Annotated in this window: 13 protein-coding genes; 7 read left to right on the plus strand and 6 right to left on the minus strand. The window is 42.3% G+C overall.

The annotated features are described in order from the left end of the window. Positions 1-288 precede the first annotated feature (288 nt). On the minus strand, positions 289-807 hold the full coding sequence (locus ACPPVU_RS11020; protein WP_426671757.1) for an NADH-quinone oxidoreductase subunit B: 519 nt from the start codon (positions 805-807) through the stop codon (positions 289-291). Then, positions 797-1,441, minus strand: a complete 645-nt coding sequence (locus tag ACPPVU_RS11025; RefSeq protein WP_426671758.1) for an NADH-quinone oxidoreductase subunit A — start codon at positions 1,439-1,441, stop codon at positions 797-799. The genes ACPPVU_RS11020 and ACPPVU_RS11025 overlap by 11 nt, the downstream gene beginning before the upstream one ends. On the opposite strand from ACPPVU_RS11025, the gene ACPPVU_RS11030 reads away from it, so the two are divergent. From ACPPVU_RS11030 to ACPPVU_RS11040, 3 genes are all read left to right on the plus strand, one after another. Further along, entirely contained in the window at positions 1,440-2,654 is a 1,215-nt protein-coding gene (locus tag ACPPVU_RS11030; protein WP_426671759.1) for an NAD(P)/FAD-dependent oxidoreductase, read from the plus strand. The genes ACPPVU_RS11025 and ACPPVU_RS11030 overlap by 2 nt on opposite strands. A 267-nt stretch (positions 2,655-2,921) precedes the next feature. After that, complete coding sequence (locus ACPPVU_RS11035; protein ID WP_426671760.1) at positions 2,922-4,112, plus strand: glycosyltransferase family 87 protein; 1,191 nt, start codon at positions 2,922-2,924, stop codon at positions 4,110-4,112. 110 nt (positions 4,113-4,222) lie between these two features. Beyond that, the gene (locus ACPPVU_RS11040) at positions 4,223-4,960 is read left to right on the plus strand and encodes a hypothetical protein (protein ID WP_426671761.1); all 738 of its coding nucleotides are present in this window, start codon (positions 4,223-4,225) and stop codon (positions 4,958-4,960) included. Positions 4,961-5,134: 174 nt separating this feature from the next. On the opposite strand, the gene ACPPVU_RS11045 is transcribed toward ACPPVU_RS11040, so the two are convergent. Continuing rightward, positions 5,135-5,812, minus strand: coding sequence for a hypothetical protein (locus ACPPVU_RS11045; protein WP_426671762.1), 678 nt, complete (start codon positions 5,810-5,812; stop codon positions 5,135-5,137). A gap of 42 nt (positions 5,813-5,854) precedes the next feature. Between ACPPVU_RS11045 and ACPPVU_RS11050 the strand changes: the two genes are divergently transcribed. Further along, entirely contained in the window at positions 5,855-6,865 is a 1,011-nt protein-coding gene (locus ACPPVU_RS11050; protein WP_426671763.1) for a threonine aldolase family protein, read from the plus strand. A gap of 62 nt (positions 6,866-6,927) precedes the next feature. On the opposite strand, the gene ACPPVU_RS11055 is transcribed toward ACPPVU_RS11050, so the two are convergent. The 3 genes from ACPPVU_RS11055 to ACPPVU_RS11065 form a co-directional block, all read right to left on the minus strand. Further along, positions 6,928-7,953, minus strand: coding sequence for an aldo/keto reductase (locus ACPPVU_RS11055; protein WP_426671764.1), 1,026 nt, complete (start codon positions 7,951-7,953; stop codon positions 6,928-6,930). Positions 7,954-8,054: 101 nt separating this feature from the next. After that, positions 8,055-8,495, minus strand: a complete 441-nt coding sequence (locus tag ACPPVU_RS11060) for a GNAT family N-acetyltransferase (protein WP_426671765.1) — start codon at positions 8,493-8,495, stop codon at positions 8,055-8,057. A gap of 50 nt (positions 8,496-8,545) precedes the next feature. Then, on the minus strand, positions 8,546-9,322 hold the full coding sequence (locus ACPPVU_RS11065) for an NUDIX hydrolase (protein ID WP_426671766.1): 777 nt from the start codon (positions 9,320-9,322) through the stop codon (positions 8,546-8,548). Between the two features lie 114 nt (positions 9,323-9,436). On the opposite strand from ACPPVU_RS11065, the gene ACPPVU_RS11070 reads away from it, so the two are divergent. From ACPPVU_RS11070 to ACPPVU_RS11080, 3 genes are read left to right on the plus strand one after another with little or no spacing between them, the layout of a single operon-like run. Continuing rightward, entirely contained in the window at positions 9,437-10,429 is a 993-nt protein-coding gene (locus ACPPVU_RS11070; protein ID WP_426671767.1) for a sugar phosphate isomerase/epimerase family protein, read from the plus strand. 26 nt (positions 10,430-10,455) lie between these two features. Next, a complete protein-coding gene (locus ACPPVU_RS11075) occupies positions 10,456-12,204 on the plus strand; it encodes a GMC family oxidoreductase (protein WP_426671768.1) in 1,749 nt (582 codons plus the stop codon). Positions 12,205-12,221: 17 nt separating this feature from the next. Next, positions 12,222-12,848 (plus strand): gluconate 2-dehydrogenase subunit 3 family protein, encoded by a 627-nt coding sequence (locus tag ACPPVU_RS11080; RefSeq protein WP_426671769.1) that lies wholly within the window; start codon positions 12,222-12,224, stop codon positions 12,846-12,848. Positions 12,849-12,898 lie beyond the last annotated feature (50 nt).

The raw sequence follows: 12,898 nt of genomic DNA on the forward strand, positions 1-12,898 counted from the left end.
GAATTTGGATATGAATATCAGGATATTTATTGTAGTTTGAAAACTACTTGGATAGTCGTCTTTATTAAGCTGAAAGCTTTTACTATGTCATACCACGAGTTACAAACTCGCGGGAGCGGGGCGGGGAGCGGGGTCGACCGGGTGAGTAAATATACGAGTGCTATTAACGCTAATGCATGGCGATGTAGACTCACCCCGACATTGCTTCGCTCGTCGTCCCCTCTCTTCGCTACGCGGAAAGAGGGGGAAAAGTATTTTGGTTAAAAAGTATGAGATAGCAGGAAATTATTAAACAGCTTCAGGACTTTCTGTCTTTTCTGATTTCCGGTGCCCGAATAAACTCTCTCCCTCAATTTTTTTCTGCAACTCCAATATAGCACCGATCAGCGCTTCAGGGCGTGGAGGGCAGCCTTGTACATAAACATCCACAGGTATCACACGGTCTACACCTTTTACTACATGATAACCATGCTGCCAGTAAGGGCCGCCGCAGTTGGAGCATGATCCCATAGAGATCACATATTTGGGCTCGGGCATTTGTTCGTAAAGGCGTTTGATGCGTTCGGCCATTTTAAAAGTAACTGTGCCGGCTATAATAATTACATCCGCTTGCCGGGCTGAGGGGCGCGGGAATACGCCAAAACGGTCCAGGTCATAAGTGGAAGCAAGGGCTCCCATCATTTCTATCGCGCAGCAGGCAATACCAAAACTTAATGGCCACAATGATGACAGACGCGCCCAGTTGAGCAAGTCGTTCATTTTTGTGATCACCACACCACCGCTTTCGTTCATGCTCTCAGGATTCATTTTCTGGCTTTTTAAATGTTGGTTTGAACATTGGTTTTCTTATCGGAGGGGGTGTTTCAGTGGCAGTAGTATTAGTAGTAGCAGTTGCAGTAGCAGTAGCAGTAGCAGGGGTGTTAGTAGTTACAATAGTTTCCATGCTGAATTCCTTTACTATATATACGCTTTGCCGCTTGTTCAGATTATCATATAATGATGCAGGTATGCGACTGTCAACCGTTGGTTTGATCACCGTTGGTTTTATCCAGTCGAGATCGCCTTTAACCCATACATATATCAAGCCTATAATCAATATACCCAAAAAGACAAACATTTCGGTCAGCGAAAGCCATCCCCAGCGTTTGTCAACATGGATGATGTCATGATTGCCAAATACCGTTGCCCAGGGTAGGATAAAGACCATTTCCACGTCAAACAGCAGGAAAATAAGGGCTATTACATAGAAACGGTTGTTAAACGGCAGCCATGCGCTGCCTGTGGGTTCTTCACCACACTCATAAGATGTTAGCTTTTCGGGATTAGGGTTATTGGGCGATAATATCCGCGTTACAAAAAACACAAAAACGACCATTAAAATTCCTGTAATTAAAAAGATGAGTATCTTTCCAAATTCTGATATTTGCGAAACCCCTTCCATGAGTACAAATTTAGCAAAACAAACAGACTTTGATGCAATAATAATCGGCGCAGGTGCCTGCGGACTGATGTGTGCCGTGCAAGCAGGCTTCCTGGGCAAGCGGGTACTGGTGCTGGAAAAGAATGACCGCCCGGGAGCCAAGATACTCATCAGCGGTGGAGGCAGGTGTAATTATACTAACCTGTATTCATCGGCTCAGCAGTTTATATCTCAGAATGAACATTTCAGCAAATCTGCTTTTGCGCAATGGACTGTAGAGGATACCATCAATTTTTTTGAGGCTTACGGTATTGTTGGGAAGGAAAAGACATTAGGTCAGCTGTTCCCGGTGAGTGATAAGGCTAAGGATGTGGTGAATGTATTTACCAGTCTTTGTGCCGATATGGGGCAGGAGCTATGGTGTGATGCGGAGGTTGTAAATGTTGAAAAGGTTGGAGATAATTTTTCGATCCACCTAACCAGGAACGGGAAAGAGCAAAAGCTATTGGCACCGAAAGTAGTAATGGCGGCCGGTGGTTTGCCTATTCCCAAAATGGGTGCTACTGATCTTGGGTTACGGGTCGCCCGTAAGCTGGGGATGCAGATCGCCGGAGCAGCCCCGGCGCTGGTGCCACTTACCATAACAGGAAAAGACCAGGGTTGGTATGAGCAGCTATCGGGCAATAGTTTGTTTTGCCGGGTTTGGAATGATAGGGCGAGTTTTGAAGAAAATATATTGTTTACCCACTGGGGGTTAAGTGGTCCGGCGATTTTACAGATATCATCTTATTGGCGGCCGGGCGAATGGATCTATATCGATCTGCTACCGCATCAGAATATTGTTGAATTGATACAACAGGAAAGGGAAGCGAACGGCAAGAAGATGCTGCTGGCTTATCTATCTAATTTATTTACCCGCAAATTTGCCGAGGCAATAAGTGACAGATTGCCTGCCGACAAAAATCTGGCATCATTAAGTAATGCTGACCTGGAAAACATAGATGCTTTGATCCATCAATTCAAAGTAAAACCGGCGGGCGATAAGGGGTATGACAAAGCCGAAGTGATGCGAGGGGGAGTGTCAACTGACGAATTATCGTCCAAAACACTGGAAGCTAAAAAAGTGTCCGGTTTGTTTTTCGGTGGTGAATGTGTGGATGTTACGGGCTGGCTGGGAGGATATAACTTTCAATGGGCCTGGGCTAGTGGGTTTGTGATAGCACAGAACCTTTAAGGGAGGTTATAAGGAGGTGAAAGGCGAAAGGATAAAGGTAAAAGGTTGATTTGGAGTTGGAAATTCAACAACCCATCATGCCGAATTTATTTCGGCATCCCACAGGACATTCAGGCTTGCTTGGTCTGCGATTTGTCAGTAGTAGACCTGTATATCTCATACCTTTCAGATGGGGTGCCGAAATAAATTCGGCATGACGTTGGGGGAATTTTTAACCTGCAATAGATATTTTATTACTTTTGGAAGTACCTTTACCAACTAAACTGAATGACTAAAAAATTCCTCGGGCTTAATGGATATCAATGGACGTGCATACTGTATGTGGCGGTAGCGATTTTTACCTGGCAGCTAAAATATTTCAGGCATATTGATAACAATTACCTCATTTTTCGCGACTCGTGGTATCATGCCAGGGCGCAGGTGAATTTATATGTGGCCTATCCAAAAGAGTACGGGGATATCTATTATTACGGGCCATTGTTTACGCTGTTTGTTGCCCCGTTTGCTATTCCACCTGAAGCTGCAGGGTTTTTTCTTTGGCAAGTAGCCAATGCGCTTGCTGTGATATTGGCTGTAAATATGTTGCCCCTTTATCAGAAGCGTAAAACAGCCATGCTTTTGCTGTGCGCTATTGAATTTGCCAATGCCATTTTCTACATGCAGTTTAATCCAATGATCGCCGCTGTGATCATCATCAGCTTTATGCTGGTTGAACAAGGGAAGGAGCGATGGGCTACGCTTTTGATTGTTGCGGGTACCCTGATCAAACTTTATCCGGTGGTAGGTTTAGCATTCTTTCTGTTTTCAAAAAATAAATCAAAGTTTATTATCTGGACACTCATCTGGACGCCGATTATGCTGGTATTGCCTATGCTGATCTCCAGTCCGTCGTTTGTTATTCAATCGTATCATCAGTGGCTTGCAGCGTTAAGCGATAAAAGCGCATTGAATACAGGGCTCAATACCTCGCAGGATATCTGTGTGATGGGAGTAGTTCGACGCTTAACCGGGAATATTAATATTCCAAATATGCCTTTTCTGATTGCAGCGGCAATTATTTTTGTTTTGCCTTTATTGCGGTTCAGTCAGTTTAAGTCTTATAAATTCAGGCTGCAGATATTGGCTACTTCCTTGATTATGGTGGTGATCTTCAGCACAGGGGCAGAGCACCCAACATTCATTATTGCAGTTGCTGGAGCGGTTTTGTGGATGATGATACAGGAAAAACCATTTACAGCAGGTAACATAATCCTACTGGTCTTATTGCTTGTAATTACAGGACTTGGGTTGACAGATGCGATGCCGAAACCTATCCGCCAGGATATCATCGCTAAATATTCTGTTAAAGCATGGCCTTGTATATTGATATGGCTGATTATTTCGTGGGAGTTGTTGTTTAAGAATTTTGTTTCGGAGAAGGGAATGGAGGAGGAGAGGGTGGTTTTGGTTAAATCTTAGGCGGATATTTTAAGCTGAAAGCTTAGGTAGGGGTGACCACGAGTTGAAAACTCGCGGGAGCGGGAAATGCCTAAAAACTAACTACGACCTTACCCAAGCTTTTAAAAAATATGAAAGAAAGAAAAATTTGGATTGCGCTAACAGATTACGCAGAAGATGGAATAGGTCGCTATGGTAATTTAATAGGTAATTTATATACCTATTTTCTTCCGGGTATAAACATTAACAAGATTCGAAAAATTCTAATTCGCTTTTCAGAAGAGCCCGATTATTTTGATCTATATCAGGCAGACGATCAGATTTGGGCTATAATAAAGACCTTTGATTACATTAGCTTTAATAAAAGTGATCATTTTAGGAAATGTGAGCTCCTAAGTGATTACGTTTTTGAGTGCCTAAGAGCGTTCTTTACTAAATTTAATATTGACTTAAAAGACCTGGGGACCGCCCATAAGCAAATAAAAGAAGTTGATTTTAAGTTGAAAATAGTGATTTGCGGAGCACCTAAACAAAATAGATCTAAGAATGTTGTAGCAATGGTAGGTGCAGAATATTTTCTGGATTACTCGTTAATCAGCATTAATTTTTATTTTAAGGAAAGTGATTCCAATAAAGTGATTACGCTATGTAAGTCTTACCCTACCTCCTTCATTTATTCAAGATTGTTTTCAAACGCAAAATGGATAGATAACAGCAATTTTTTGATATTGAACGAAACAAAGGAAATTAATATTAGCATAAATATTGATGGGAATGTCTCGGTTGAATACCACCCTATTAGCAGGGACATCGAAAGCCTCAAAAAGGAAATTAAATACCTGACTCAGGAACTTTCATTTCAACTTTAAGTTTGATAACATCCTACTGGTTTAAGTCTTCCTAAGTTTAGCTTAAAACCAGCAAAGAAAGCGGTGACACTATTTTGTGAGTAGTTGCTAAAATGTAAAAATTTGATAATCAGGTATTCAAATGATGTTCACGAGCGTTCATGCACAATGAACGTGAACACTATGTTACTGGTTTTAATGTGATGCCTTTACCTGTTTAAAGTAAGCGATAAGTTTATCCATATTGCCGAGGTTAAACTGGCCGGCCTGTATTTTCTCAACTACGTCGGGTTCATCACCCATTACATCGCTCATTACATCTTTAAAGTTTATGGGGGTGAGCTGTTCCATTTCGGCAGTAGTAGCACCGTAATAATAGGTAGTTATCACCTTGCCATGCCCGCCACTGCCACCCAAATTAACCGCAACACCGCCACCCGCACCGCTGTAACCACCTGTGCCTACGCCTGCACCGAACTCTGGGGAAACATTAACGGCATGTCCGCCGCCACTGCCTGTACCTACGTTGGCAACGTATAATTTAATTTGCTCGTCAAGCGCAACCTTCACAAAATCAAGTTCCTTTTTGCTCCAGTTAGAATTGCCGGGGGCATGCGCAACCACAAAGCTATCTTTGCCAATAGTAAATGATTGGATATCGCTGGCGCTGAGCTTATAAGGATTGGATTTCTCGCCGTCCTTAACCTCAATATAGCCTTCATCTTTAATCGGTCCTTTGGTGGACGGGTTTTCTCTGATCAGTCCGGTTACTTTATTGCCTTTGGTATCGGTAAAGGAACCCGGCTGCCATTTTTGCGATTTTGCTGATACATACATCAGCATAAAAAATAAAATGATTAAAATTGAGCGCATAATTATAATTGATACAAATAACGCAATTTTCAGATATATAATATGACCGTAGATTTAAGAAGTGACACTGTTACAAAGCCCACTCCCGGTATGCTCGAAGCTATGTGGAGCGCCAAAGTTGGAGATGACGTTTTTGGCGAAGATGAAACCGTAAATGCACTGGAAGAGAAGGCTGCCAAAATGTTTGGTATGGAAGCCGGGATATTTTGCCCATCGGGTACCATGACCAACCAGATAGCCATCAAATGTTTTACCCAGCCACTTGATGAATTAATAGCCGATCAAACTGCGCATGTGTATCGTTATGAGGGTGGGGGCATTGCTTTTAATTCTGCCGTATCTACCAGGTTATTAAATGGTGACAGGGGTAGGATCACTGTAGAAATGATTGAACCGGAGATCAATGCAGAAAATATACATTACCCGCACACCAGTTTGGTAGTGCTAGAAAATACAGTAAATAAGGGTGGTGGGAGTTGTTATACGTTGGAAGATATTAAACCAATAGCCGCACTCTGTAGGGATAAGAAACTGAAATTACACCTGGATGGTGCACGCATTTTCAATGCGCTGACCTTTACTGGTGATAAGGCTGTTGATTATGGTAAATATTTTGATGGTATTTCTGTGTGTTTGTCCAAAGGCCTGGGAGCACCGGTTGGCTCAGTTTTGCTTGCTGATAAAGAGACCATCAAATATGCACGCCGCCTCCGCAAAGTATTTGGTGGCGGAATGCGCCAGGCAGGATTTTTGGCAGCCGCAGGTATTTTTTCGCTCGACCATCATGTGGAAAGATTAAAGATCGACCATAACCATGCACAAATACTGGCAGAGGAACTAAGCAAATGCAATTGGGTAAGTAATGTATTGCCTGCCGATACCAATATTGTTTTGTTTGATACCACTGCTCCGGCAGATCAGATATTAAAAAAACTACTCGACAAGGGCATTAAAGCAAATAGTACTGATACCCACCGGATACGTTTTGTAACGCATTTGGATGTGCATCCTGACCAGGTGGAGTATGTTGTTAAAGTTTTGAAAGAAATTTAGTCAGTAAGTCGGGAAGTCCGAAAGATATTTAAGATTTACTTTCGGACTTCCGGTCTTTCCGACTACTTCAACTCCCTATCTGCCGACTGTCTTTCTACCATCCATCCAGGATATTCTTTTGGCAAAGCACTTACTTCATTTATCTTCTGAAGGTCGCTTTCTGATAAAATAAGCTCGGTCGATTTGATATTATCGTGTAGCTGATCGGGGTTTTTAGCGCCGATAATGGTGCTGGTTATTCCTTTTTGCAAACGTACCCAGGCCAAAGCGATCTGTGCCGCCGAAACATTATACTGTTTACCGACTTCGGCTATCACATCAATAATGTCATAGGCTTTTTCTTTGTTCACAGGAGGAAAATCGAAACTATCCCTGCGCGAATCGCCTGCTTTCTCATTATTACGGGTATATTTTCCGGATAAAAATCCACCAGCCAGCGGGCTCCATGGCATTACACCCAGATTTTGATCTGCAGCCACTGGTAATATCTCACGTTCAATATCACGACTGGACAATGAATAATAATATTGCATACCGATAAATTTATTCCAGCCATGTTTATCAGCTATGCCGAGGGCTTTCATCACCATCCATGCAGGCCAATTACACACGGCTATGTAACGCACTTTTCCGGTTAGTACAATATCATTCAGCGCTCTCATTGTTTCTTCAATCGGAGTTTTGGGATCGACGCCATGCACATAAAGGATATCTATATGATCCATCTTAAGGCGTTGTAAACTTTCATCAACCGACTGGAATATATGATAGCGGGAAAGACCTACATAGTTTTTCCCTTCGCCCATACGACTACGAACTTTGGTAGCGATCACCAGTTCGTTACGGTTAATGCCAAGATCGATGATGGATCGGCCCAATAGCTTTTCTGATTCGCCATAAGAGTAAACGTTGGCAGTATCGATAAAATTAATACCGGCATCCACAACATTTTTCATCAGTTCATTCACCCCGTCTTGTTGTATTTTGCCAATGTTTGCCCAAATGCCTCCGCTGCCCCCAAAGGTCATGGTACCAAAACACAGTTCAGATACCACCAGGCCGGTGTTTCCTAAAAAATTGTATTTCATAAGTATTTGATTGTTGTGTAATGTAAAATTGACTGTTTATGAATATATAACAGTCAGATAAAGGTAAAAGTTGGGTAATATTGGCGTGAGGGTAATAACGATTAATCTCTAACATACTCCCATTCCCACACTTCCCCTTCATCCTCATCCATTGCTGTGCCAATAAGTTCAAAATTGTTTTTTCGAAGTATTCGTACCGAATAATTTTCTTCTTTCAGGGTTTGTGCAGTTATTCTGACGGAGGGGTCGGTTTTTAAGGAAAGCTGTACCAATTTGTTAGCTATTTGTGTACCGATGCCCTTTTTCTGATGTTGAGGGAAAGTCCCGTAGGCTATTTCAACTTTGTTATTTACGGGTTTGCCTTTGAAGGCTCCAGCTGCAACTAATTGATTATCGATTTGTACATAATAACATATCCAGGGCGGATTAAAGCCTACCCTTTTGTAAAAATCAATACACACATAAAGACTATCCTGGCAATCAGGGTTGGCCGCGAATTCTTCGTTTTCGTGGAGGTGTTCTTTAATAGGTAATAGATCCATTGGTTGCTTTATGCTTATCAAATATAATTAATAATGCATCAGCATATCAATCAACTTAAAACCAGTCCTTCATGTAATGCTTTATTGTAGTTTTCTTTGTCAAACATATACAAATGCGGAGAACGGTGAGCCCCTATGCTTCGCTTTTCATCCAATTTTTTAAGCAGGCCCAACGCAATTAATTTTTTTGGAAAATTACTGATGTCGAGTTTTTTGCCAAGTAATGTTTCGTAAAGCGCATGGATCTCTGTCAGCGTAAATTTTTCGGGCAGCAAGTTGTAACCTATCGGGTAATGGTACAATTGCACCCTTAGGGTATGCAGTGCATCCTTAACCATTTCATCATGATCAAACTCCAGCTTTGGCAGGCTATCAATGTCAAACCAGGCGCAATTTTCTGCCATCATATTCGGACTGGGTATTGATTTTTCAAAATCGGTTATGGCATAAAAGCCAACGGAAATAGTTTGATCTATCAGCCAGCTATCTTTAGTTATCCGTACCCCTGTTGCCTGGAACCATTTCTCCTCATCAAACTCATTGATCTGTGCACGGTTGGGATCACCAAAGGTTTTAAATTGTTGCAGAAACAGGTTACTAATGCCTGTACGTTCTTCTACAATCCGGTTTGCTGCTTGCACCAGTGTCTCGGTTCGTTTAATATATCCTCCCGGCAGGCAAAAACCATTGATAAATTTATGTTTGATAAGTAATAGTTTTAACTGCTGTTCATGATAGCCGAATATGGCACAGTCGATTGACACATGCGGAACATAATGCAGGTGGCCATTTAATATAAAATCCTCTATTTCTTCAGTGGTATTCATGGATTAAAAATAATGATAATTTTATTTAGTGAATTTTACAAAATAACAAATTTTATTTTATACCTTCATTTTGTAAAATTCACTAAATAAGATTTTCACCAATTAAAACCTTGTATGAATACTAACAGAAGAGACTTTATTAAAAAGGCCGCGCTGGGTGCGGCCGGTTTGGGTTTGGCGGCAACCCTTCCCGAATACCTGTATGCCGGAACAAATAAAGATATATTTTTCAAACTGGCGATCTCCCAATTTTCTTTTGCGAGTCAGTTCTGGACTAAGCAGCTTGATCCGCTTGATTTTGCAGCTAAATCAAAGGAACTGGGTATCTCTGGTCTTGATTATTGTTCCATGTTTTTTGCCGATAAAGCCAAAGACCAGCAATTTTTGGGCGAGTTAAAAAAACGTGCAGCAGATAATGGCAGTTACAACCTGCGCATTATGATAGACGGTGAAGGAGTATTAGGTGATCTGAATGATACAACGCGTTTAAAAGCGGTTGAAAATCATTATAAATGGATGGATGCGGCAGCAACATTGGGTTGCCCAATGATCCGGGTAAACGTGGAAGGCGAAGGAGCCCCGGCTGATGTGGCTAAAGCCGCGGTTGACAGTTTAGGAAAATTAATTGAATATGGCCATAAACAGAATATAGATGTGATAGTAGAAAACCACGTGGGTATATCTTGCAATGCAGGTTGGCTTGCAGGTGTAATGAAGCAAGTGAACAGCAAGCATTGTGGTACGCTGGCTGATTTTGGCAATTTCTGCATCAATCGTACCAAGCCCGAAACCAATGATATTGCCGGTTATATGAAAACTAAATGCCTTGATGAGTATGACCGCTATAAAGGAATAGAAGAATTGATGCCGTACGCAAAAGGCGTACATGCTAAAACACATGTGTTTGATATCAATGGGGATGATACGGAAACTGATTTTTACCGAATGTTCAAGATCATCAAAAATTCAGGCTTTAATGGTTGGGTAAGTATAGAGTACGAAGGAGGCCTGCTCAAAATGTACACCAAAGACAGCAAATATCTCGATGATTATGCCGGAGTTACTGCCACAAAAAAATTAGTAGAAAAAGCAGGTTTTGCAGCCTGATCCTATCAACTTAAACCTAATATAAAATGCAGATAAAAAAATCATCAACCGTGTACGATGTTGTGATCATCGGCTCGGGCGCCGGCGGCGGTATGGCAGGATATGTACTGGCCACTGCGGGTGTTAAAGTATTAATGTTAGAGGCAGGTCCGTTTTTCGACCCTGCTAAAGACTCGCTTCAATTAAAATGGCCGTATGAATCGCCACGGCGAGGGGGCAATGCCACAAGACCTATGGGCGACTTTGATGCTGCTTACGGTGGCTGGGAGATAGAAGGCGAGCCTTATACCCAAAAAGACGGATCAGAATTTCAATGGTTCCGCTCAAGAATGCTGGGCGGCCGTACTAATCATTGGGCGCGCATCTCGTTGCGTATGGGGCCTAAAGATTTTAAAAGCCGAACCAGTTATGGAGTAGGCGATGATTGGCCAATTACTTATGATGAGATAAGGCCTTATTACGATAAGATTGACCGCCTGCTTGGAGTTTACGGCTCAATGGAAGGTATGGAGAATGACCCTGACGGAATATTCCTGCCTCCACCAAAACCAAGGCTGAACGAATTATTTGTAAAAAAAGCAGCTACAGGACTGGGCATAAAAGTGATCGCTGGTCGTGGTTCTGTTCTTACCGCACCGTTGCCAGGTAATAAGGATAGGCACGCTTGTTTTTATTGCGGCCAATGTAACCGTAGTTGTAAAATTTATGGCGATTTCTCCTCCTCCTCATGCCTGGTAATACCTGCCATGAAAACCGGAAATCTTGAGGTGGTGACCAACGCTATTGTGCGCGAAATATTAACCGATGATGCCGGGCTTGCAAAAGGCGTATCCTATATCAGCAAAAATGACATGCAGGAGTACCAGGTAAATGCCAAGACCGTGATCCTCGCTGCCAGCACTTGTGAGTCGGCGCGGATACTGCTTAATTCAAAATCATCAAAACATCCTAACGGATTAGCTAATAGCAGTAACGTGGTTGGGAAGTATCTGCACGATTCAACTCAAGGCGGTGGGGCTGTAATAATACCACAGCTATTAAATAGAAAACGTTTTAATGAGGATGGGGTAGGCAGTTTGCATTTGTATGCTCCCTGGTGGTTGGATAGCAAAAAGCAAGATTTTGCACGTGGCTATCATCTTGAAATATTTGGCGGAATGATAATGCCCGGTTATGGTGGCTATTTAGGGTTTGAGGGTACTATTGTCCCTTACCTGAACGGTTTCTTACCCGGAGCGGATGGTAAAATGAAGCCAGGCGGTGGCTTTGGCGCCTCATTAAAGGAGGACTATCGCCGCTTTTATGGTACTATGGCGGGTTTCGGATGTCACGGAGCCTCGACTGCAAGAGAAGATAATTATTGCGAGATAGACCCTACAGTAGTGGATAAATATGGCATTCCGGTACTACGTTTCAGGTATAAATGGAGCCAGGATGATATTAACCAGGCAAAACATATGCAGGAAACATCCAAAGATATTTTGCATGCGATGGGCGGCATTCCACTAATGCAACCAGCCGGTCCCGAAACAAATTATGGTTTGGATAAGCCGGGCAAAGGTATACATGAGGTTGGCACGGTTCGTATGGGGAATGATCCTAAACGAGCTCCGCTTAATAAATGGGGACAGGCACATGATTGCAAAAACCTGTTTGTGACAGATGGCTCGATATTCACACAGCAATCCGAAAAGAACCCTACCTGGACTATACTTGCGTTGTCGATGCGTACTGCGGAGTATATTTTGGATCAGCGCAAGAAACAGAATGTTTAATCTTATCGATTACCAATATGAACAGAAGAGATAGTTTAAAAGCATTAGGCATCGGCACTTTGTCCGCAAGTGCATTACTTGCAGGATGCAAACCGGGAACTGAAAACAAAAACGCGGCCGATGATATAAAAGTAGATGCAACAGGCAGACAGGAATTTGAAGTTGACAGGGATAAGAAATTACTGTCAGAAAAGAAATTTTTTGACGACCGCGAAATAGCAACCATCACCATACTGGCTGACCTGATCATTCCGAAGGATAGCCGGAGTGGCAGTGCTTCAGATGCTAAAGTGCCTGAGTTTATTGAATTTATTGTAAAGGATGAACCCCAGCATCAATTACCAATGAAAGGTGGTCTACGCTGGCTGGATGTTCAATGCCTTAACCGTTATAATAACGATTTTAAGGATTGCACGCTGAAACAGCAAGACGAAATATTACAGGAGATAGCCTATCCAATGAAATTTAAACCGGAAATGCAACCGGGAGTTACATTTTTCAACAAGATGCGCGAGCTGACAGCCATTGGATTTTTTACCAGCAAAATGGGTATTGAAGACTTGGGTTACAAGGGTAATTCACCCGGAAAATGGGAAGGTGTGCCTGATGATGTATTAAAGCAATATGGGTTAGAAGGGGTATAAGATTGGAAGAGTTAATCCTTTTCTCTTTCCGACTTGTACGGACTTTCCCG

Origin of the sequence: Mucilaginibacter sp. McL0603, from assembly GCF_049992945.1 — a bacterium.
GTDB lineage: Bacteria > Bacteroidota > Bacteroidia > Sphingobacteriales > Sphingobacteriaceae > Mucilaginibacter.